Below are 20416 nucleotides of genomic sequence, written 5' to 3'. Positions count from 1 at the left end.
CGCCGGCCACGCCGCCCCCGGCGACCCGGTCGCGCACCTCACCCCGCAGCGTTGGGCGCGGGCCAACCGGATGCTGGTCCGCAAGGCGCTCGCCGAGTTCGCCCACGAACGGCTGCTCACCCCGGAGCCGGTGCCGGGCCCCGACGACAGGCAGTGGTACGAGGTCCGCAGCGACGACGGCGCCGTCACGTACCGGTTCGTCGCCCGGGTGCTCGCCCTGGCCCACTGGCAGGTTGACGCCGACAGCATCACCCGGCACCGGGACGGCGCCGCGCTGGCGCCGGACGCCGTGGACCTGATCGTCGAGCTGCGCGGCACCCTCGGCCTGTCCGCGCGGGTGCTCCCGGTCTATCTGGAGGAGATCACCTCCACCCTCGCCGGTACGGCGTACAAGCTGGCCCGGTCTCTGCCGAGCGCCGCCGAGCTGGCCGGGGCGGACTTCCAGACCATCGAGACGTCGATGACCGAGGGGCATCCCTGCTTCGTGGCCAACAACGGCCGGCTCGGCTTCGGCGTGGACGAATACCACAGGTACGCCCCCGAGGCCGCCACCCCGGTGCGCCTGGAGTGGCTGGCCGCGCACCGGGACCACTCGACGTTCAGCAGCGCCGCCGACCTGGACTACGACGCGCTCATCGCCGGCGAATTGGACGCCGGGACCCGGGAGCGGTTCGCCGCCACGATGGCCGACCTCGGCCTGGACCTCGCCGACTACCACCTCATCCCGGCGCACCCGTGGCAGTGGTGGAACAAGCTGGCCGTGACGTTCGCGGGGGAGTTGGCCCAGCGTCGGCTGGTGCACCTCGGTCCCGGGCCGGACTCGTACCTGGCGCAGCAGTCCATCCGCACCTTCTTCAACGTCACCGAGCCGCGCCGGCACTACGTCAAGACGGCGCTGTCGGTGCTGAACATGGGCTTCATGCGCGGGCTGTCGGCCGCGTACATGGCCGCCACCCCCGCCATCAACGACTGGCTGGCCGACCTGATCGCCGGCGACGAGGTGTTGACCGGGTCGGGCCTGACCGTCATCCGGGAGCGGGCCGCGGTCGGCTACCGGCACCGACAGTACGAGGCGGCCACCGAGCGCACCTCCCCGTACCGCAAGATGCTTGCCGCGTTGTGGCGCGAGAGCCCGGTGCCCGGCCTGGCCCCGGGGCAGCGGCTGTCCACGATGGCCGCGCTGCTGCACGTCGACGACGACGGCGGCTCGTTGGCGGCGGCGCTGATCGACAGGTCCGGCCTGGCGCCGGAGGTGTGGCTGCGCCGCTACCTGGACGCCTACCTGACCCCGCTGCTGCACAGCTTCTACGCCCACGACCTGGCCTTCATGCCGCACGGCGAGAACGTCATCCTGGTCCTCGACGAGCACGACACCGTCCAACGGGTGATCTTCAAGGACATCGCCGAGGAGATCGCGGTGCTCAGCGCCGACGTCGAGCTTCCGCCGGAGGTGGAGCGGATCCGGGTCGACGTGCCCGACGACACCAAGCTGCTGACCATCTTCACCGACGTGGTGGACTGCTTCCTGCGGCACCTCGGCGCGGTGCTGGTCGAGGCCGGCGTGCTCACCGAGGACGCCTTCTGGGGCACTGTCGCGGCCTGCGCCGCCGACTACTTCGAGCGGGTGCCGCACCTGGCCGAACGGGTCCGCCACTACGACCTGTTCGCCCCCGAGTTCGCGCTGTCCTGCCTCAACCGTCTCCAGTTGCGCGACAACCAGCAGATGATCGATCTGACGGACCCGTCGGCCGCCCTCCAGTTCGTCGGCACCCTCACGAATCCGCTGGCCGCCCACGCTCCGGGCCGCTGACGCGCTGCCCACGCCCCGAACCGCTGACGCGCCGTCCGCGTCCCGGCCGGCTCTGCGGGTCCGTCCGCCGGTCGGGACGCGTCATCGGTAGTCGGCGATGATCCGGCGCTCCACACCGTCCACGGTGATCGGGCCGCCGTGGGGGAGGATCCACTGCGGCCTGGTGTGGCCGAACGGGACGCCGACGCAGACGACCGCGTCCGGGTTGTAGCGGCTCACCACGTCGACGACCGTGTCGCGCTGCTCCTCGCGTAGGCGCGTCCGCTGTTCGGCGGCGGGCCGGCGGGTGTGGTCGGAGACCGGGGGACGGGCGACCAGGACCGCGTCGACGGCGCCGAGGAGACCGCGTTCACCCATCGCGCGGACGATCCAACCGACCTCGCGGGCGGGAAGGAGTTCCTCCGACGTCTCGATGATCAGCACACCGCCGCGCAGGACCTCCGGAGGAAACGGGAAGCGTCCCGCCGTGAGGGTCCACTGCAGGACCTCCAGGCACCCACCCCAGGCGGGGCCGGTGGCCGTGCGGCGCGGCCCGTACCAGCTCCACGGCTCCGTCGGTTCGCGCTCGCCGAACGACTGCAACGCCCGTGGGTCGGCCCAGTCGATCCCGATGTCCTCGGACTCACCCGGATCGGTGATCTCCAACCGCTCGCCGGTGAGGAGCGCGGCCCGCAGCGACCGGGCGTGGATGTCGTCCACGGCGGGACCGGCGCCGAGGTGCACCTGGGAGGACCCGCCGTAGAAGCTCGCGATGCCGAGCCCCCAGAGCCACTGGTGCAGGTTGGTGTTGTCGCTGGTGCCCAGGAACGGCTTCGGGTCGGCGCGGGCGAGATCGACGTCCAGGTGGGGGATGACAGTGATCTGGTCCTCGCCGCCGATGACGGCGAGAATGGCGCGTACCCGGGGATCGGCGAATGCGGCGTTGATGTCCGCCGCGCGTGCCTGCGCGCTCGCGCCGACCGTGCGGGTGGTCGGGTACTCGACCGGGACGAGGCCGGTCAGGTCGGCGAGCCGTCGCATGGCCTGCTCGTGGATCTCGGGATAGGCGCCGGCAGCGGCGAAGGACGGCGACAGGACCGCGATGCGGTCACCCGGTCGTGCCTTCGGGGGACTCACAAGATCATGCTTCATCCCGAGATTCCACCAGCGACGCCCTCGGCGCGCATCCCGTTTTGGGTGCGCCGACCCGGGGACACCGGCCTCGCCGTCTTCGCTGGGTGTTATCGATAACACGAGGTAGCACGCCCTACCGTATCCCCTTCACGGCACCCGACCTCCCGGCTTCGTACAGAGGTGTACGGCGTACGACTACAGTCATCATCTTGAATTCCTGGGTCGGTGGGCCGTAACATGCCGGACACGGATGTGAACGCTAACGTTCGGACCCCTGCATCCCACCGAGCCCGTCCCGCCCGGTTGTCGCCCCGTCGCCGGTAGCGCTCATCTGGAGGTCCCATGTCGTCCCTGCCCCTCAGCCGACGCCGCGTGCTGCAGGCCGCCGGCGCCACCGCCGTGCTCTCCGCCACCGGAGCCACGACGCTCGGCGCGGGCCCCGCCGCCGCTGCCGAGGTCCCGCCAGCGCGGTCGGACATCGGCGTCGGCGCCTACCCCTTCGAGTTCGGTCAGGTGCGACTGACCGCCGGCCGCTGGCTCGACAACCAGACCCGCACCCTGAACTACCTGCGCTTCGTCGACGTCGACCGGATGCTCTACAACTTCCGCGCCAACCACCGGCTCTCCACCAACGGCGCCGCCACCAACGGTGGCTGGGATGCGCCGAACTTCCCGTTCCGGACCCACATGCAGGGGCACTTCCTGACCGCGTGGGCGCAGGCCTACGCGGTGCTGGGCGACACCACCTGCCGGGACAAGGCGAACTACATGGTCGCCGAGATGGCCAAGTGCCAGGCGAACAACGGCGCGGCCGGGTTCGGCTCGGGATACCTCTCCGGCTTCCCGGAGTCCGACTTCACCGCGCTCGAAGCGCGCACGCTGTCCAACGGCAACGTGCCCTACTACTGCATCCACAAGACGCTCGCCGGCCTGCTCGACGTCTGGCGCTACACCGGCAACACGCAGGCCCGTACGGTGCTGCTGGCCCTCGCCGGCTGGGTCGACACCCGCACGTCCCGGCTCAGCTCCAGCCAGATGCAGTCGATGCTCGGCACCGAGTTCGGTGGCATGAACGAGGTGCTCACCGACATCTACCAGCAGACCGGTGACAGCCGGTGGCTCACCACCGCCCAGCGGTTCGACCACGCCGCCGTGTTCAACCCCCTGGCCTCCAACTCCGACCAGCTCAACGGACTGCACGCCAACACGCAGGTGCCCAAGTGGGTGGGCGCGGCCCGCGAGTTCAAGGCCACCGGGACGACCCGCTACCGGGACATCGCCAGCAACGCGTGGAACATCACCGTCCGGGCGCACTCCTATGTCATCGGCGGCAACAGCCAGGCCGAGCACTTCCGGGCGCCCAACGCGATCGCCGGATACCTCAGCAACGACACCTGCGAGCAGTGCAACACCTACAACATGCTCAAGCTGACGCGGGAGCTGTGGCTGCTCGACCCGAACCGGACCGACTACTTCGACTACTACGAGCGCGCCACGATCAACCACCTGATCGGCGCGCAGAACCCGGCCGACAGCCACGGTCACATCACCTACTTCACCCCGCTCAAGCCGGGCGGCCGGCGGGGTGTGGGCCCGGCGTGGGGTGGCGGCACCTGGAGCACCGACTACAACTCGTTCTGGTGCTGCCAGGGCACCGGCGTGGAGATCAACACGAAGTTGATGGACTCCATCTACTTCTACAGCGGCACGACGCTCACCGTGAACCTGTTCGTGCCCTCGGAGCTGGACTGGTCGCAGCGAGGGATCACGGTCACGCAGAGCACCACGTACCCGGTGAGCGACACCACCACGCTCACCCTCGGCGGCACGATGAGCGGCTCGTGGAGCGTCCGCGTCCGCATTCCGGCGTGGACCAGCGGCGCGACGATCAGCGTCAACGGTGTGGCGCAGTCCGTCACCACGACGCCCGGCAGCTACGCCACCGTCACGCGTACCTGGGCCGCCGGTGACACCATCACGGTGCGTCTGCCGATGCGTGTCGTCGTGCAGCCGACCAACGACAACCCCAGCATCGCCGCCGTCACCTACGGCCCGAGCGTGCTCAGTGGCAACTACGGCAACACCACGCTGAGCGCGCCGCCGGCACTCAACGTCTCGTCCATCGCGCGGACCAGCACCAGCTCGTTGGCGTTCACCGCCACCGCGAACGGGTCCACCGTCAACCTCGGGCCGTTCCAGGACGCCCACGGCTTCAACTACACCGTCTACTGGAACACCAGTGGCAGCAGTGGTGGGGGCAGCCACCGGCTGGTCAACGTCGGCAGCGGGATGGTGCTCGGCATCCAGAACATGTCCACCGCGGACGGTGGGCTGGCTCTGCAGTGGGACGACAGCGGCACCGCCGACCACAACTGGGTGGTGGTGACCGACGGCAACGCCGTCCGGTTCCGCAACGTCAACAGCGGCAAGGTCCTCGGCGTGGAGAACATGTCCACCGCCGACAACGCCCGCGTCCTGCAGTGGGCCGACAACGGCACCGCCGACCACCGGTGGACCCTGGTGGACAACGGCGACGGCACCTACAAGATCCGCAACGTCAACAGCGGCAAGCTGCTCGGCATCCTCAACGGGTCCACCGCGCGTGGCGCGCAGGCCGTCCAGGACTCCGACAACGGCAGCGCGGACAACCGCTGGCGGCTGGTGGCCAACGCCTAGACCGTCACGTCGGCGGCTCGGCCTGTCCGGGGCGTGTGTCGAAATCCTGAACCGGGGACTTCGACACACGCCCTCGGTGCTGTCTGGGCACGGTTCGGGAGATGTTGGAGCACTCTCTTGCGCGGACAGGTCTGTAATGCAAAGCTAACTTCATGACACACGAATCCGCTCCGCAGGCAGACGGTCCTCGCGAGCTGTTGGCGGCCGTGCGCGACCTGACCCGCCAGGTCCATGTCGCCCAGCGCGGCACCTGGTTTCCGCTGCTGGTCCTCGCGGCGGTCACCCTGGTCGCGATACCCGTCTACCGGTACGCCCCCTACCTCGACCTGTTCGGCACCTGCCGGTCCCGTCAAGGGCAGACGGTCTGCATGGAGCCCAGTCCGACGCAGCTCGGATACTGGACCGTCGCGCTGGTGCTCGCGTACGTGGCGATCGCCGGCTTCTACGTCAAGCAGTCCCGACGACGTGGCGTGGGCACCCCGATCCGCCCCTACGTCGTCGTCGGCGTCGCGCTGGCCGCTCTGATGGCCGCCGTGTCGATCTGGCTGACGTACCACCCGCTCGTCCCCGTCCCCGCCGACCCCTTCTCCGTCGACCCGGTCGAGATCGAGGTCGGGCCGACGGCGTGGCTCGTCAACGGGCTGGCCAGTCCCATCGCGGTCATCGCGCTGGCGCTGCTGGTGCTCGCGTGGGTCGAACGCAACCGGGCACTGCTGGCGTACACCCTCGTCTACCTGGCGATCGTGCTGGTGCAGGGCAGCCAGGTCATCCACTCGACCTCGCGGTGGTTCTTCCTGCCGCACCTGCTCGTCCCGGCGGCGCTGCTGCTGCTCGGCAGTGCCGCGTTCGCCCTGTTCAAGCCGAGCACCGAGGTTCCGGCGCGATGACCGACCATCCCACCAACGGTCTCGACGACGTGGTCCACCAGCGCGTCCGGCTGGGCATCCTGGCCATCGCGCACCAGGCTCGCCAGGTCGAGTTCGGCTTCCTGCGCACCACTCTGCAGTTGACCGCAGGCAACCTCGGGCAGCACCTGACCGTCCTGGAGAAGGCCGAGCTGATCCAGATCGAGAAGGGCTACGAGGGCAAGCGCCCGCGCACCTGGGTGACGCTCACCGCTGCCGGTCGGGCGGCCCTGCGCGTCGAGATCGCCCACCTCAAGCAACTCATTCAGGAGGTCGAGCAGGGGGAGGCGGCGCCGGCCGCCGACCGGTGACCGGCGGGCTGAATCACCTCGACGAACCAGCTAGTCGACTGCTCCCGCGCGCCCGAACGCGCGGGCCAGCTGGGCCAGGTCGAGGCCCTCGAAGTGGCGCAGGAACCGCCGGCGTACGGCGGCGAGGTGGCTGGGCCAGGACTCCTGGAGCCGGGCGAAGCCCGCGTCGGTGAGCACCGCGTTCCAGCCGCGCGCATCCTCCTCGCACCGCTCCCGCCTGACCAGGCCCTGCGTCTCCAGCCGGATGATCGTCCGGGTCATGCCGCTCAGGGAGAGGTAGCAGGCCGCCGCCAGCTCGTGCATGCGCATCCGCCGGTCCGGCGCCTCGGAGAGGTTCATCAGGGCGGTGTACTCGGTGAGCGGCAGCTGCCGGTCGTTGACCATGTCGGCGTCGATCGTGCGGGGCATCACGTACATCACCCGGCCCAGGGCGCGGACGAGCGCCTCCTCGTCGGAGTCGAGGGGCCGCAGCGGCTCTGCGGTGGGGTCGGTCATGGTCCCAGCGTAGTTGCTTGATTGAGCAATTGCTTACCCAGCGTGTGATCACGCCCATAGGTCCGTCATTTGCTTGACCAAGCAAGGACCGGCTAGCGTTCCGGCGCCAGGTTCGGACCACTGAAAGGCGCAGCCATGACCAGGATCGGGATCATCCTCGGAAGCACCCGCCCGGGGCGCAACGGCGAAGCCGTCGCCCGTTGGGTCCACGAGATCGCCCAGCAGCGCACCGACGCGCAGTTCGAGCTGATCGACCTGCTCGACTACAAGCTGCCGCACCTCGACGAGGCGTACCCGCCCGCGATGGGTCAGTACAGCCAGCCGCACACGCTGCGCTGGGCCGAGACCATCGCGTCGTTCGACGGATTCGTGATGGTGACGCCCGAATACAACCACTCGACCTCGGGTGCGCTGAAGAACGCCATCGACTTCCTCTACGCGGAGTGGAACAACAAGGCGGTCGGCTTCGTCAGCTACGGCTCGGTCGGCGGCGCCCGGGCCGTCGAGCACCTGCGCCTGATCGCCGGTGAGCTGCAGATGGCCGACGTGCGCTCGCAGGTCGCGCTGTCCCTCTTCACCGACTTCGAAAACTTCAGCGTCTTCAAGCCCAACGACCACCAGCGGGACGCGCTCAACGTGACCCTCGACCAGGTCGTGGCCTGGAGCGCCGCGCTCGCGCCGCTGCGCCAGGGCTGACCCGCTGCGCGTACGCCCCTGAAACGGCCCCGGGAGTCCCTCCCGGGGCCGTTTCAGGACGACCAGACGTCGTGGGCGGCGCCGGTGGCGACGGCCCGCAGCTTGTCGGGATTGGCGACGTTGTGGATGGCGGCGACCCGACCGTCGGCGTCGACATCGAGGGTGACGGTGGCGATCACCCGGCCCGCGCCGCGGAACACCACGCCCGGCCCGCCGTTGATCTCGGCCAACGCGACTGTCCTGTCGGCGGGCTGGACACCCTGGTAGGGCACCGTGCCGATGGCGGCGAACCAGGTGGCCACCGTGCGGGCGCCCACGATCGGCCGCAGGGCCTGGCGGACCTTGCCTCCGCCGTCGGTCCACAGCGTGACGTCCGGGGACAGCAACTCCAGGAGGGTGTTGATGTCCCCACCGGTGGCGGCGGCGACGAACCGTTCGGTGACCCCGCGCTGGCGGGCGCGATCCGCCGGGAAGCGGGGACGTCGGGCCCGGACGTGCTCGCGGGCGCGGTGCGCGGCCTGGCGCACCGCGGCCTCGGAGCGCTCCACCGCCTCCGCGATCTCGGCGTGGCTGAAGTCGAAGACCTCCCGCAGGACGAACACCGCTCGCTCCAGTGGGCTGAGTGTCTCCAGCACGACCAGCATGGCCATCGACACCGACTCGACGTCCGTGACGGCGTCGGCGGTGTCACCGCTGGTGAGGATCGGCTCCGGCAACCACGGCCCCACGTAGGTCTCGCGTTGACGCTGGGCCGAGCGCAGACGCTGCAACGCCACGTTCGACACGATCCGCGCCAGGTACGCCCTCGGGTCGGCGACCTGCGAACGGTCGGCCGCCGACCAGGCGATCCAGGCGTCCTGCACCGCGTCCTCGGCGTCGGCCGCACTACCGAGGACGCGGTAGGCCACCGCGAACAGCAGGTTGCGGTGGAGGTGGAACACCTGCTGGTCGGCGCCGTCGCCGGGCCGGGTCACCGCGCGTCCCGCAGGCGGGTGAAGCGGCCACCGCGCGGCCAGAACGCGCCGGACGCCGGCATCCGCGACATGCGACGGTACGTCGGCCAGGGGGAGGCACTCACCGTCTCCTTGTACCAGACGGCGGTACGGCCGGTGAGGCACAGCCGGCGCGGACTGTCGTCGGGATGGGTGAACTGCACGAGGGCTTCACGCCGTCCCAGGCTCACCGGTGTGTGGTAGTAGCCGAAGCGGAACGGCTGCGGCTGTCGACCCCGCACGCTGCGGGCGATCGACACCCCGACGTGCACACCTGTCGGCATGCCGCTCTGGCACGTGCCGTGCAGGACGCCGTAGCCCTGCCGGACCGCCGCGGCGTCGCCCACCGCGTACACGTCCGGATGTGAGACCGAGCGCAGCGTCGCGTCGGTGACGACGCGACCGCGATCGTCGACGGTCAGCCCCGCGGCTGCTGCCAGCGGCGACACCCGCGTGCCGCCGGTCCAGAGCACGACCGCGGCGGCCACCGTCCGCCCGTCGGCCAGTTCGACCCCGTCCGGCAGCACCCGCGTCACCGCCGCGCCGGTGTGCACCTGGACGCCCAGGCGCGTGAGGGCGTTACGCAGGTAGGCCCGTGCCTTCGCGTTCATGCCCGCCCCGGGCTCCCGCTGGCCGACGAGCACGACAGTCAGTTCCGGGTGCCGCTCGGCGATCTCGGCCGCCGCCTCGACGCCCGTCAGCCCGCTGCCGGCGACGACGACGGTGCCCGCGCCGAGCCGCGCCAGCCGGTCGGCGAGCGCCGCCGCGTCCGCCGGGCTGTCCAGGGTGTACGCGTGCTCCTGCGCGCCCGGCACCGCTGCCGTGTCGGCGACGCTGCCCAGCCCGTAGACGAGGGTGTCGTAGTGCAGCATCTGGCTGTCGTCGACCCGGACGGTCCGCGCGTGCGCGTCCACAGCCGTCACCCAGCCGCGGACGAACCTCGCGCCGGTTTCCGCCAGCAGGGTGGGGATGGTCAGCTCGGCGACGTCCTGTCCGGTCGCCGTCATGTGCAGCCGCAACCGCTCGGTGAACCGTTCCTGCGCGTTCACCACGGTCACCCGCACGTCGGAGCGTCGCCGGGTGCGCGCCGCGAGTTGGATCGCCGTGGCCATGCCCGCGTAGCCCGCGCCCAGGATCACGACCCGGTGCGGGGTCTGTGCTGTGCTCATCGTGGTGCCTCTCCGCTCGCCGTCCCTCGCCGATCGAGGTGACGACCACGAGATGCGGTACGCCGACCGGTTCGTGACATCGGCCCGGTGTGACGGTCGGCACGGCGCTGCGAGGGCCACTACCCTCGACGGGATGAGCCGAGCTGCCAGCCCTCGGCGGGCTCCGCTGTGGCGGGACCGCTCCTTCGGCACGTACTGGATCGCGCAGTCGCTCTCCGCGGCCGGTGACGCGTTCGCCTACCTGGCGGTGCCGCTGCTGGTGTTGCAGGCGACCGGGTCGGTGGCGCAGATGGGCCTGCTCACCGCAGTCGCCGGCGCGGCGTCGGTGGTCGCCGGGATCTTCGGCGGGGTGCTGGTCGACAGGTACGACCGCCGTACGCTGATGATCGTCGCGGACCTGGCCCGTCTGGTCCTCTACGCCCTGGTGCCGCTGGCCTGGCTCGCGGGCCCGCAGGTCTGGCTGCTCTTCGTCGTGCTGCCGATCTGCGAGGCGGCCGGCATGCTGTTCCAGGTCGCGGCGGTGACCGCGGTGCGCAACCTCGTCGACTCCGACCGGCTCACCGAGGCCAACGGCCGCCTCCAGGCGACGTTCGCGGCGGCCGCCGTCCTCGGACCGCTGCTCGCCGGCGTGGTGTCGGCCCGCTTCGGTCCGGCGGTCGCCATCGCCGTCAACGCGGCGAGCTTCGCGCTCTCGGCGGCCGGCCTGCGGCTCATCCGCTTGCGCAGCGCTCCGGCCGCCGACGTCGCGGTGCCGCGGGAGCGCCCGCTGGCCGAGTTCCTGGCCGGGGCGCGGTTCCTGTGGCGACAGCCCGTGCTCCGCGCGCTGACCGTCCTGCTGTCGGTGTTCATCTTCCTGACCTACGGCTTCACCGATGTGCTGATCTACCACGTCACGCACGACCTCGGCGGCACCGAACGCACGGTCGGCGCGGTGCTCGGCCTGGCGGCGCTGGGCACTGTCGCCGGGGCGCTGCTGGTGGCCCCGCTGCGCCGTCGGCGTGGCTTCGGCGCCACCTGGATCGGCGCGCACGCCGTCTGCGGGTTCGCGGTGGCGGGCGCCGGCATGGCGACGACAGTGCCGGCGGTCACCACGCTCACCGCCGTCTACCTGTGCTGTCTCAGCGTCGGCGGGATCTGCTCGATGTCGCTGCGCCAGGAGATCACCCCCGACCATCTGCTCGGCCGGGTCACCTCGGCGTTCTGGAGCACGCACTACGCCCTCGGGCCGGCCGGCGCCGCCATCCTGACCTGGGCCGCCGGCCGGTACGGCGTCGCGGCTGTCGCGTTCGCGGCCGGAGCGGGCTGCCTGCTGGTCGCCGTCGGCGGGCTGTTCACCCCGATCCGCCGCGCTGGCGCGCAGACACATCTGTCGCCTCCGGCCGTCCCGGTGGGTCAGGCCGGCTGACCACCGGCGGGGGCGGTCAGAACTCCTGGTACATGACGTGCAGACCGACCCGGCCGAGGGTGGGGTGGCAGAAGGCGCCCGGCACGGTGCCGACCACGTCGAAGCCCTCCCTGCGGTACAACTCGACCGCCACCCGGTTGGTCTGCACCACTGCGTTGAACTGCATGCCTGCGTACCCCCGGCGCCGTGCCCAGGTCAGGGCGTCGCGGCACAGCGCGGTGCCCACACCCCGGCCCCGCGCGTCGGCGGCGACCAGGAAACTGGCGGTGGACACGTGCGCGCCCGGCCCGGGCCGGTTGGTGCCCATCTTCGCCGTGCCGAGCACCCGCTCGCCGTCGACCGCGACGACGGTCCGGCCGGGCGGGGCCTCCACCCAGACGCGGTACGCCGTGTCCGCTGTCATGTCCGGGTCGTAGGGGAAGGTCTCCTGCGCCCGGACCACGTCCTCGATCATTGGCCACACCTGCGACCAGTCCTGGTCGTCGAACTCACGGATCAGCACCGGCGCAGGCTACGCGGGGCGCCCGGGCGGGGACAGCGGATTTCGGCTGCCGAACTTTCCCGGCGACGGCTGCATCCGGGCGGTGTGCCGGCCGCGAAGCATGTGTCGTGACGAGACGTCACGGATCCGTCGCTTCGACGAAAGGCCCGCTGATGAAGATCGCACGATTCGCCGCCCGGATGGCGGTGGGCGCCGTGGCCACCGCGCTCGCCACCACCGCAGTGGCCGTGCCGGCCCAGGCGACCGGTAAGGCCAAGCCGCTCGGCACGACGTCGCTCGCCCAGGTGCTCACGAAGGACACGAGCGGCTTCGACCGCAACTCGCGGGACTTCGACGTCCTGACCGCGGCCGTGCTGGCGGTGCTCGAGGCCAAGCCGGACTCGCCGGTGAAGGTCCTCACCGACGGCACCGTCGCACTGACCGCGTTCCTGCCCAACGACGCCGCGTTCCAGCAACTGGTGCAGGAGCTGACCAAGGCCAGGAAGCTGCCCGGGGAGAGCGCCGCGTTCGCCGCGGTCGCCGGGCTGGGTATCGACACCGTGGAGACGGTGCTGCTCTACCACGTCGTGCCGGGCTCGACGATCGACCGCAGGGCGGCCCTCAAGGCCGACGGCGCGGAGCTGACCACCGCCCTCGGCCCGAGCGTCAAGGTCGACGTCCGCACCTACTGGTTCATCTTCCGCCAGCTGCGACTGGTCGACGCCGACACCAACGACCGTGACGCCCGCGTGGTCACGTTCGACGTCAACAAGGGCAACCGGCAGATCGCGCACACCGTGGACCGGGTGCTGCGCCCGATCGACCTGCCCTGACCCACCCCGGTGGCGGCCGACCCCGCGTCGGCCGCCACCCGCACGGGCCGCGCCGTGCGCCGTGATCTGCTCGTTCGCGCGACGCCGCCGGGAGGACGTACCGCAGCCGGTTCGTCCTCGATCCGCAACCCAGCTACGCCGTCCGTCCTGACCGGACTCCGCGGGGCCGAGCCCGGTCAGGAGGCGGCGTCGGCTCGCCGGGCGCGGGGCGCCGACGCGGTCGCCTCGCGCCGCTGGGTCGGCGCCGGCCCGGACGTGTCCCGGCGGATCAGCTCGGCGGACAGCACCTCGACCCGGGGAGCCGGCGCCTCCGCGCCGAGCACCAGGGACATCGCCCGGACTCCCATGTCGACGAGCGGCAGCCGCACGGTGGTCAGTGCGGGCGTCACGTCCCGGGCGATCGGCATGTCGTCGAAGCCGACCACGGAGACCTGCCGCGGCACCGCCAGCGAGCGGGCCCGCAGGGTGGCCAGGGCGCCGATGGCCATCGAGTCGTTGAGGGCCACGATCGCGGTCAGCCCGGGGTCGGCGTCGAGCAGCCGGGCGGTGGCCTCGGCGCCGCCGTCGCGGTCGAACTCGGCGTACCGGATGCGGTGCTCGGGCAGCTCGCGGCCCTGCTCGGCGAGGGCCTGGCGGAGCCCGGCCAGCCGATCGGTGGTGGTGGTGAGGATGCGGGGGCCGGCGACCACGCCGATCGCCCGGTGCCCCAGCTCGCACAGTTCGCGACCGGCGAGGTGACCACCGGCCCGGTTGTCCGGCATGACGGCGTCGCCGGAGTGCTCGTGGCGACCGATGACCGCGACCCGCCCGCCGGTCGCCTCGTACGCGGCGAGCTTCTCGTTGAGCTGCCGGGTGAACGCCTCGTCGTGGTAGCCGGAGCCGGCCAGGATCAGCGCCGCCACCTGGTGGCCGCGCAGCAGCTCCACGTACTCCAGTTCGCGGTCCGGGTCGCGGTAGCTGTTGCAGATCATCAGCAGCCGACCCTGGTCCGTGGCGACCCGTTGGAGCCCTCGGGTGATCTCGGCGAAGTACGGGTCGGAGACGTCGTGCACGATCACGCCTACCGCGCTGCGGTGCGAGCGGGCCAGCAGTTGGGCGTGCGCGTTGGGCACGTACTGCAACTCGGCGACGGCGGCGAGCACCCGCTCGCGCAGCTCGTCGGTGACCGGTTTGCTGCTGCCGTTGATGACGCGGGAGGCGGTGGCGGGTGAGACGCCCGCGCGTCGCGCCACGTCGGACAGGGTCGCCATGGCCCGCCCCCTCGGTCTGTTGACGGCGTTTCGCCGCGCCGGCTAGCGTCACCGTACCGCAGAGAAAGCCCTTTCCCGCAGGGAGGCCCGGCCATGTCCGATCGCTTCGCGGCGCTTCCCGGCGGGATCGGCGTCTCCCGGCTGCGCGTCTACGACACGGGCGCCCCGGACGGCGTCGTCGGTGGCACCCCGCACGTGCACCTGTGCTGCACCGAGGGGTACGTGGTGACCGACGGCGAGGGCGCGGTGCAGACCCTGACCACTGCCGGGTTCCGGGAGACGCCGCTGCGGCCGGGGGCGGTGGTCTGGTTCGAACCGGGCACCGTGCACCGCCTGGTGAACACCGGTGGGCTGAGCATCGTGGTGCTCATGCAGAACAGCGGCCTGCCCGAGGCCGGCGACGCGGTGCTGACCTTCCCACCCGAGGTGCTGGCCGACCCGGCGGCGTACGCCGCGGCGGCGGCGCTGCCCGACGGGGGAGCGCCGGGCGCGGACGTGCGTGCCGCGTACCGCCGGCGGGATCTGGCGGTGACCGGCTTCTCGGCGCTGCGATCCGGCGGACCGGCGGCGCTGGCCGCGTTCCACGCCGCCGCGATCGCGCTGCGCCAGCCGTTGCTGGCGCGCTGGCGGCAGCGGTGGGAAGCCGGCGCCGGCCGTGCCGCCGCCGACACCGCCGTGCAGCTCGACGCCCTCGAGCGGGGGGATCCCGGACACCTGGGCGACGCCGGGGTGTACGCGGTGCCCGAACCGGTCGAGCGGGGCCGGCTCGGCATGTGCGGCCTCCTCGACACCTACCCGGCCGGCGACTGACGGCGCTCGTCGCGTCGTCCGTCCGGAGTGGAGGGTCCCGATCCGCCGCTGTCTCGCTGACGGCGGGGTGTGCGCGGGCCGCCGGTGGCCCGGCGCGTGCGGGGCCGGGCCGATCGACGAATAGATCGAGGAAAGGCCTTGCCCGGCGTGAGGGGGCCGCCTACGCTCCAGGAAAGCGTTTGCCTGATCCGCCGACCGGCCCGCTCCACGAGTGCCGTGCCGGGCCCCGAGGAGGTTTCGCGTGACCGAGAACTCTTTGGACACGGCGGGCCGGTCGGCCGCCGCCGACCAGGCGAGCGGTGCGCGGGCAGCCGCCTCCGCGCCAGGAAAAGTCGGTGCGACAGTCGTCGACGGTCCGTCCAGGGTGGCGCAACCGCCGTCCGGTGGTGGCCGTGCACCACGCCCCACGCTCGGTCGGCGCGCGGCGGCCCTCGCCGACTCGCTGTGGCGACCGGCCCTGGTGCTGGTCGCCTTCTTCGTCGCCTGGTGGTTCGTCGCCGCCCGGGAGTACGTGCCCAACTACCTGGTGCCCACTCCCGGCCAGGTCTGGACCACGATGACCGGCCAGTGGTCCGAGCTGGCCCGGCACACCATGGTCACGCTGTACGAGACGGTGCTCGGCTTCGTGCTGGCCGCCGCCCTGGGGCTGGCCACCGCTGTCGCCATCGCCTACTCGCGCACCCTGGACAAGGCGCTCTACCCGATCGTCCTGTTCGCACAGGTCATCCCGAAGATCGCCATCGCGCCTCTGCTCGTGGTCTGGTTCGGTCTCGGCCTCACCCCGAAGATCATCCTGGCCGTGCTCATCGCGTTCTTCCCGGTGGTCATCTCCGGGGTGGCCGGCCTGCGGTCCACCGACCCGGAACTGCTCGACCTCTCCGCCACCATGGGCGCCGGGCCGTGGCGCACCTTCCGCAAGATCCGTTTCCCGAACGCGTTGCCGCACCTGATGGCCGGCCTCAAGGTGGCCGTCACCCTCGCCGTGGTCGGCGCCGTGGTCGGCGAGTTCGTCGGGGCCAGCGAAGGGCTCGGCTACGTCCTGTTGCTGGCCAACGGCAACCTCGACGCCCCGCTGCTGTTCGCCGACCTGATCCTGATGTCCGCCATCGGCATCGTCCTGTTCGTCCTGGTCGAGATCGCCGAGGCACTGCTCATCCCGTGGCACGCCAGCCGCCGTGCCGGCGTGTCCCTCACCACCTCCTGACCGACCCCATCACGGAGGCACCGATGAAACGCACCGCCACCACCATCCTGGCCACCACCGCCCTGCTCCTCGCCGCCACCGGCTGCGGTGCCGACGACTCCACGGGCACGACCGGCGCCGACGGAAAGAAGCAGGTCACCCTCACCCTCAACTGGGTGCCGTACGGCGAACACGCCCCCTTCTACTACGGCCTGCAGAAGGGCTACTACTCGGCCGAGGGCATCGACCTGAAGATCCTGCCCGGCAACGGCTCCGGCAACACGGTCAAGCAGGTCGCCCAGAAGCAGACCGACTTCGGCTGGGCCGACAGTCCGGTGCTGCTCAAGTCCGTGGCCAGCGGGATGCCGGTGCGCAGCCTCGGCGCGTACCTGGAGAAGGGGCCCTCCTCGGTCGAGTTCTTCACCGAGGAGAACATCAAGACACCGGCGGACCTGAAGGGCAAGACCGTCGGCGGTACGCCCGGCGACGCCCTCTACGCGACCTTCCCGGCCTGGCTGGAGAAGAACGGCGTCAACAAGAACGACGTCAAGGTGGTCAACGTCGACGCGGCCGGCAAGATCGCCGCGCTCGCCGAGGGCAAGGTCGACGCCATCATGGGCTTCTTCCACGACCAGGCCCCGACCATCGAGAGCAAGACCGGCAAGAAGGTCGACGTGCTGCTCTTCGCCGACTACGGGATGAACCTGCTCGGCACCGGCCTGATCGCCAACACGCAGACCCTGCAGAAGGACCCGGAGCTTGCCCGCAAGTTCGTCCGGGCCACCCAGAAGTCCTGGGCCGACGCCGCCCGCGACCCCGCCGGCGCGGTGAGCGCCATGGCGGCCCTCGCCGAGAACGAGCCCGCCCCCGAGGTGCTCACCAAACAGCTCACCCTCAACCTGCCGCTGCTCGGCGGGGACGGCCCGCCCGGAGTCAACACCGAGGCCCAGTGGTCCGAGACCATCGACCTGATGTCGCGCTACGCCGAGCTGAAGGACCCGGGGGCGCCCAACGCGTACTGGGACTCCTCGTACGCGGCGCAGGGGTGACCCGGTGAGCGCCGCGCCGGCAGCTACCGGCACCGCCATCGGAATGTCCGGGGTGACCGTCCGGTTCACCACCCGACGGTCGCAGACCACAGCCCTCGACGACGTGTCGCTCGACATCGAGCCGGGGGAGTTCGTCACCATCGTCGGCCCGTCCGGCTGCGGCAAGTCCACCCTGCTGAAGATCGTCGCCGGGCTGGTCAAGCCCACCAGCGGCGAGGTGTCGTTGCTGGAGCGCCCGGTACGCGGCCCGCAGAAGGAGATCGGCTTCGTCTTTCAGAAGGCCGCGCTGCTCGAGTGGCGCGGCGCGCGGGCCAACATCCTGCTCCAGGCCGAGATGCGCGGCATGGACCGGGCGCAGGCGGCCTGCCGCGCCGACGAGCTGATCGAGATGACCGGCCTGACCGGCTTCGAGAAGGCGTTACCGCACGAGCTGTCCGGCGGCATGCAGCAGCGGGTGGCGCTGTGCCGCGCGCTGCTGCACGCCCCGCCGGTGCTGCTCATGGACGAGCCGTTCGGCGCCCTGGACGCGCTGACCCGGGAGCAGATGAACGCCGAGCTGCACCGCATCTGGCGGGAGACCGGCACCACCGTCGTGCTGGTCACCCACTCCATCGCCGAGGCGGTCTTCCTCGGCACCCGGGTCGTGGTGATGAGCGCCCGGCCCGGCCGGATCATCCGCACCTTCGCGGTCGAACTGCCGGCGCACCGCGACTACGCGCAGGTGATGTCGGACCCCCGCTTCGACCGCCTCGCCACCGAACTACGCGGGTTGCTCGGCAGCGCGGCCGCCAACCACTGAACGCGGATCGGCACCACCCAGCACGACGGAAGGAACACCATGACCCGCAGGTCCATCGGCATCATCGTCAACGGCGTGACCGGACGGATGGGCTACCGCCAGCACCTCGTCCGGTCCCTGCTGGCCATCCGCGAGTCCGGCGGCGTGCCGGTGGCCGACGGCACGACCATCTGGCCGGAACCGGTCCTGGTCGGGCGCAACGAGACGAAGCTCCGCGAGCTCGCCGAACGGCACGGCCTCACAGACTGGACCACCGACCTGACCTCGGCGCTGGCCCGGGACGACGTCGAGATCTACTTCGACGCCCAGGTCACCCAGCAGCGGGAGAAGGCGATCCGTCAGGCGATCGAGGCCGGCAAGCACATCTACACCGAGAAGCCCCTGGCCGAGGACACCGCCGGCGCGCTCGACCTGGCCCGGGCCGCCGCCGCGGCCGGCATCCGCACCGGCGTCGTGCAGGACAAGCTGTTCCTGCCCGGTCTGCGCAAGCTCAAGCGGCTCATCGACGGCGGCTTCTTCGGCCGGATCCTCTCGGTGCGGGGGGAGTTCGGCTACTGGGTCTTCGAGGGCGACTGGCAGCCGGCCCAGCGCCCGTCCTGGAACTACCGGGCCGAGGACGGCGGCGGGATCACGTCCGACATGTTCCCGCACTGGCATTACGTCCTGGAGGAGCTGTTCGGCCGGGTCAACGCGGTCTCCTGCGTGACAGCCACCCACGTGCCCGAGCGCGTCGACGAGGACGGCCGCACCTACGCGGCCACCGCCGACGACGCCGCGTACGCCATCTTCGAACTCGACGGCGGGATCATCGCGCAGATCAACTCGTCCTGGGGCGTGCGGGTGTACCGCGACGAGCTGGTGGAGTTCCAGGTCGACGGCACCGAGGGCAGCGCCGTCGCCGGGCTGCGCAACTGTCGGGTGCAGCACCGGGCGGTCACCCCGAAGCCGGTGTGGAACCCGGATCTGCCGGTCACCGAGGACTTCCGCGCCCAGTGGAGCGAGGTGCCCGACAACGAGGAGTTCGACAACGGCTTCCGGGTGCAGTGGGAGGCGTTCCTGCGGCACGTCGTGGCCGGCGAGCCGTTCCAGTGGGACTTCCTGGCCGGCGCGCGCGGCGTACAGCTCGCCGAGCTGGGGCTGCGCGCCGCCCGCGAGGGCGTCCGCGTCCAGGTGCCGGAGCTGCGGGCATGAGCGCCGCCGACGTGGTGCTGCCGGGCGGGCGGCGACACCGGCTCGCCGGGGGGAGCGGCTTCGCCCGCCCGGCCGCCCCGGCGACCGGCCGGATCGCGTACGCCGCCGCGCACGTGGTCGCCGACCCGGGCGCGGAGAACGTGCCGGGGGCCCCGGCGGCCGTGGACTGGGACACCACACTCGCATTCCGGCGGCACCTCTGGTCGTACGGGCTGGGGGTCGCCGAGGCGATGGACACCGCCCAGCGGGGGATGGGCCTGGACTACCCGGCCACCCGGGAGCTGATCCGGCGCAGCGCCGCCGAGGCCCGTGCCGTGGGCGGCCGGATCGTCGCGGGCGTCGGTACCGACCAGCTGCCGCCCGGCCCGGCCACCCTGTCGGCGGTCGCCGCCGCGTACCGCGAACAGCTCGACGACGTCCGCGCGGCCGGCGCCCGGCCGGTGCTGATGTGCAGCCGGCACCTGGCCGCCGCCGCCCGCGGCCCCGAGGACTACCTCCGGGTGTACGACGAGCTGCTGACCGCCGCCGACGAGCCGGTGGTGCTGCACTGGCTGGGCCCGATGTTCGACCCGGCGTTGACCGGATACTGGGGATCCGCCGATCTGGACCTGGCCGCCGACACGGTCGTCGAGCTGATCAAGGCGCATCAGTCCACCGTGGACGGCATCAAGGTGTCACTGCTGGACGCCGGCCGGGAGGTCGCGTTGCGCCGCCGGCTACCGGCGGGGGTACGCCTCTACACCGGCGACGACTTCCACTACCCGGAGCTGATCCGGGGTGACGAGGTGGGCCACTCGGACGCGCTGCTCGGGGTGTTCGCGGCGATCGCACCGGCCGCCGCCGCCGCGCTGGCCGCCCTCGACCGGGGCGACCTGGCGACGTACGACGAGATCTTCGCGCCGACCGTGCCGCTGGCCCGGCACCTGTTCGCGGCACCGACCTGGCACTACAAGACGGGGATCGTGTTCCTGGCCTGGCTGGCCGGTCACCAGGACCACTTCACCATGGTCGGCGGCGCGCAGTCCGGGCGGTCCCCGGCGCACCTGGCGACGCTGCTCACCCTGGCCGACGCGGCCGGACTGCTGCCCGACGCCGACCTGGCCGCCGCCCGAGCGCGGGCGTTCTTCACCGTCGCGGGTGTCGTCCAGTGAGCGCGAGGAGTGAGCCGGGTTTGCGAGCCCCGCAGTCGCGAACGAAGAACAGCCCAGTGAGCGCGAGGAGTGAGCCGGGTTTGCGAGCCCCGCAGTC

Annotated in this window: 19 protein-coding genes; 13 read left to right on the top strand and 6 right to left on the bottom strand. The window is 71.6% G+C overall.

Annotated elements, in window-relative coordinates:
- The first annotated feature begins 70 nt into the window (after nt 1–70).
- A complete protein-coding gene (locus AB0B97_RS26320) occupies nt 71–1810 on the top strand; it encodes an IucA/IucC family siderophore biosynthesis protein (RefSeq protein ID WP_357497358.1) in 1740 nt (579 codons plus the stop codon).
- A gap of 81 nt (nt 1811–1891) precedes the next feature.
- On the opposite strand, the gene AB0B97_RS26315 is transcribed toward AB0B97_RS26320, so the two are convergent.
- The gene (locus AB0B97_RS26315; RefSeq protein ID WP_357497296.1) at nt 1892–2941 is read right to left on the bottom strand and encodes a S66 peptidase family protein; all 1050 of its coding nucleotides are present in this window, start codon (nt 2939–2941) and stop codon (nt 1892–1894) included.
- Nucleotides 2942–3265: 324 nt separating this feature from the next.
- On the opposite strand from AB0B97_RS26315, the gene AB0B97_RS26310 reads away from it, so the two are divergent.
- The 3 genes from AB0B97_RS26310 to AB0B97_RS26300 all read left to right on the top strand — a co-directional run bounded on the left by AB0B97_RS26310 (nt 3266) and on the right by AB0B97_RS26300 (nt 6815).
- Nucleotides 3266–5599, top strand: a complete 2334-nt coding sequence (locus tag AB0B97_RS26310) for a beta-L-arabinofuranosidase domain-containing protein (protein ID WP_357497294.1) — start codon at nt 3266–3268, stop codon at nt 5597–5599.
- A gap of 152 nt (nt 5600–5751) precedes the next feature.
- Nucleotides 5752–6486, top strand: coding sequence for a hypothetical protein (locus tag AB0B97_RS26305; protein WP_357497292.1), 735 nt, complete (start codon nt 5752–5754; stop codon nt 6484–6486).
- The gene (locus tag AB0B97_RS26300; protein ID WP_234582541.1) at nt 6483–6815 is read left to right on the top strand and encodes a transcriptional regulator; all 333 of its coding nucleotides are present in this window, start codon (nt 6483–6485) and stop codon (nt 6813–6815) included. The genes AB0B97_RS26305 and AB0B97_RS26300 overlap by 4 nt, the downstream gene beginning before the upstream one ends.
- 30 nt (nt 6816–6845) lie before the next feature.
- Here the strand turns inward: AB0B97_RS26300 and AB0B97_RS26295 are convergent, their stop codons facing one another.
- Nucleotides 6846–7310, bottom strand: a complete 465-nt coding sequence (locus tag AB0B97_RS26295; RefSeq protein WP_234582540.1) for a MarR family transcriptional regulator — start codon at nt 7308–7310, stop codon at nt 6846–6848.
- 135 nt (nt 7311–7445) lie between these two features.
- Between AB0B97_RS26295 and AB0B97_RS26290 the strand changes: the two genes are divergently transcribed.
- Nucleotides 7446–8006 carry an NAD(P)H-dependent oxidoreductase gene (locus AB0B97_RS26290; RefSeq protein ID WP_234582539.1) on the top strand — a complete coding sequence of 187 codons (561 nt, stop codon included), beginning with the start codon at nt 7446–7448 and terminating at the stop codon, nt 8004–8006.
- A gap of 53 nt (nt 8007–8059) precedes the next feature.
- Here AB0B97_RS26290 and AB0B97_RS26285 read toward each other — a convergent pair whose 3' ends face one another.
- Together AB0B97_RS26285 and AB0B97_RS26280 are read right to left on the bottom strand one after the other, a co-directional pair.
- The gene (locus AB0B97_RS26285) at nt 8060–8980 is read right to left on the bottom strand and encodes an RNA polymerase sigma-70 factor (protein ID WP_357497289.1); all 921 of its coding nucleotides are present in this window, start codon (nt 8978–8980) and stop codon (nt 8060–8062) included.
- Nucleotides 8977–10167: an FAD-dependent oxidoreductase gene (locus tag AB0B97_RS26280; RefSeq protein ID WP_357497288.1), complete on the bottom strand. Its 1191-nt coding sequence runs from the start codon at nt 10165–10167 to the stop codon at nt 8977–8979. Before AB0B97_RS26280 ends, AB0B97_RS26285 begins: the two co-directional genes overlap by 4 nt.
- 133 nt (nt 10168–10300) lie before the next feature.
- Here AB0B97_RS26280 and AB0B97_RS26275 point away from each other — a divergent pair, with 133 nt between their 5' ends.
- Nucleotides 10301–11572: an MFS transporter gene (locus tag AB0B97_RS26275; RefSeq protein WP_357497287.1), complete on the top strand. Its 1272-nt coding sequence runs from the start codon at nt 10301–10303 to the stop codon at nt 11570–11572.
- A gap of 16 nt (nt 11573–11588) precedes the next feature.
- On the opposite strand, the gene AB0B97_RS26270 is transcribed toward AB0B97_RS26275, so the two are convergent.
- Nucleotides 11589–12074, bottom strand: coding sequence for a GNAT family N-acetyltransferase (locus AB0B97_RS26270; RefSeq protein ID WP_357497285.1), 486 nt, complete (start codon nt 12072–12074; stop codon nt 11589–11591).
- Nucleotides 12075–12226: 152 nt separating this feature from the next.
- Here AB0B97_RS26270 and AB0B97_RS26265 point away from each other — a divergent pair, with 152 nt between their 5' ends.
- Nucleotides 12227–12886, top strand: a complete 660-nt coding sequence (locus AB0B97_RS26265; protein ID WP_357497283.1) for a fasciclin domain-containing protein — start codon at nt 12227–12229, stop codon at nt 12884–12886.
- 176 nt (nt 12887–13062) lie between these two features.
- Here the strand turns inward: AB0B97_RS26265 and AB0B97_RS26260 are convergent, their stop codons facing one another.
- On the bottom strand, nt 13063–14136 hold the full coding sequence (locus tag AB0B97_RS26260; RefSeq protein WP_357497281.1) for a LacI family DNA-binding transcriptional regulator: 1074 nt from the start codon (nt 14134–14136) through the stop codon (nt 13063–13065).
- 93 nt (nt 14137–14229) lie between these two features.
- Here AB0B97_RS26260 and AB0B97_RS26255 point away from each other — a divergent pair, with 93 nt between their 5' ends.
- The 6 genes from AB0B97_RS26255 to AB0B97_RS26230 all read left to right on the top strand — a co-directional run bounded on the left by AB0B97_RS26255 (nt 14230) and on the right by AB0B97_RS26230 (nt 20319).
- Nucleotides 14230–14946, top strand: coding sequence for a cupin domain-containing protein (locus AB0B97_RS26255; RefSeq protein WP_357497279.1), 717 nt, complete (start codon nt 14230–14232; stop codon nt 14944–14946).
- Nucleotides 14947–15187: 241 nt separating this feature from the next.
- Nucleotides 15188–16150 carry an ABC transporter permease gene (locus AB0B97_RS26250; RefSeq protein ID WP_357497277.1) on the top strand — a complete coding sequence of 321 codons (963 nt, stop codon included), beginning with the start codon at nt 15188–15190 and terminating at the stop codon, nt 16148–16150.
- A 23-nt stretch (nt 16151–16173) separates the two neighbouring features.
- The gene (locus tag AB0B97_RS26245; RefSeq protein ID WP_357497276.1) at nt 16174–17178 is read left to right on the top strand and encodes an ABC transporter substrate-binding protein; all 1005 of its coding nucleotides are present in this window, start codon (nt 16174–16176) and stop codon (nt 17176–17178) included.
- Nucleotides 17179–17182: 4 nt separating this feature from the next.
- Entirely contained in the window at nt 17183–17977 is a 795-nt protein-coding gene (locus tag AB0B97_RS26240; protein WP_357497275.1) for an ABC transporter ATP-binding protein, read from the top strand.
- Between the two features lie 39 nt (nt 17978–18016).
- Nucleotides 18017–19168: a Gfo/Idh/MocA family oxidoreductase gene (locus tag AB0B97_RS26235; RefSeq protein ID WP_357497274.1), complete on the top strand. Its 1152-nt coding sequence runs from the start codon at nt 18017–18019 to the stop codon at nt 19166–19168.
- A complete protein-coding gene (locus AB0B97_RS26230; RefSeq protein WP_357497273.1) occupies nt 19165–20319 on the top strand; it encodes a dihydrodipicolinate synthase family protein in 1155 nt (384 codons plus the stop codon). The genes AB0B97_RS26235 and AB0B97_RS26230 overlap by 4 nt, the downstream gene beginning before the upstream one ends.
- Nucleotides 20320–20416: the final 97 nt, after the last annotated feature.

The sequence above is a fragment of the Micromonospora sp. NPDC049004 genome, from assembly GCF_040649315.1.
In the GTDB taxonomy this organism is placed as follows: domain Bacteria; phylum Actinomycetota; class Actinomycetes; order Mycobacteriales; family Micromonosporaceae; genus Micromonospora.
This window is presented reverse-complemented; position numbering and strand designations above follow the sequence as displayed.

Bases quoted from the DNA above. Each gene is read 5' to 3' on its own strand.
- AB0B97_RS26320 (WP_357497358.1), top strand. From the start codon at position 71: ATGCTGGTCCGCAAGGCGCTCGCCGAGTTCGCCCACGAACGGCTGCTC.
- AB0B97_RS26315 (WP_357497296.1), bottom strand. From the start codon at position 2,941: ATGAAGCATGATCTTGTGAGTCCCCCGAAGGCACGACCGGGTGACCGC.
- AB0B97_RS26310 (WP_357497294.1), top strand. From the start codon at position 3,266: ATGTCGTCCCTGCCCCTCAGCCGACGCCGCGTGCTGCAGGCCGCCGGC.
- AB0B97_RS26305 (WP_357497292.1), top strand. From the start codon at position 5,752: ATGACACACGAATCCGCTCCGCAGGCAGACGGTCCTCGCGAGCTGTTG.
- AB0B97_RS26300 (WP_234582541.1), top strand. From the start codon at position 6,483: ATGACCGACCATCCCACCAACGGTCTCGACGACGTGGTCCACCAGCGC.
- AB0B97_RS26295 (WP_234582540.1), bottom strand. From the start codon at position 7,310: ATGACCGACCCCACCGCAGAGCCGCTGCGGCCCCTCGACTCCGACGAG.
- AB0B97_RS26290 (WP_234582539.1), top strand. From the start codon at position 7,446: ATGACCAGGATCGGGATCATCCTCGGAAGCACCCGCCCGGGGCGCAAC.
- AB0B97_RS26280 (WP_357497288.1), bottom strand. From the start codon at position 10,167: ATGAGCACAGCACAGACCCCGCACCGGGTCGTGATCCTGGGCGCGGGC.
- AB0B97_RS26275 (WP_357497287.1), top strand. From the start codon at position 10,301: ATGAGCCGAGCTGCCAGCCCTCGGCGGGCTCCGCTGTGGCGGGACCGC.
- AB0B97_RS26265 (WP_357497283.1), top strand. From the start codon at position 12,227: ATGAAGATCGCACGATTCGCCGCCCGGATGGCGGTGGGCGCCGTGGCC.
- AB0B97_RS26260 (WP_357497281.1), bottom strand. From the start codon at position 14,136: ATGGCGACCCTGTCCGACGTGGCGCGACGCGCGGGCGTCTCACCCGCC.
- AB0B97_RS26255 (WP_357497279.1), top strand. From the start codon at position 14,230: ATGTCCGATCGCTTCGCGGCGCTTCCCGGCGGGATCGGCGTCTCCCGG.
- AB0B97_RS26245 (WP_357497276.1), top strand. From the start codon at position 16,174: ATGAAACGCACCGCCACCACCATCCTGGCCACCACCGCCCTGCTCCTC.
- AB0B97_RS26235 (WP_357497274.1), top strand. From the start codon at position 18,017: ATGACCCGCAGGTCCATCGGCATCATCGTCAACGGCGTGACCGGACGG.
- AB0B97_RS26230 (WP_357497273.1), top strand. From the start codon at position 19,165: ATGAGCGCCGCCGACGTGGTGCTGCCGGGCGGGCGGCGACACCGGCTC.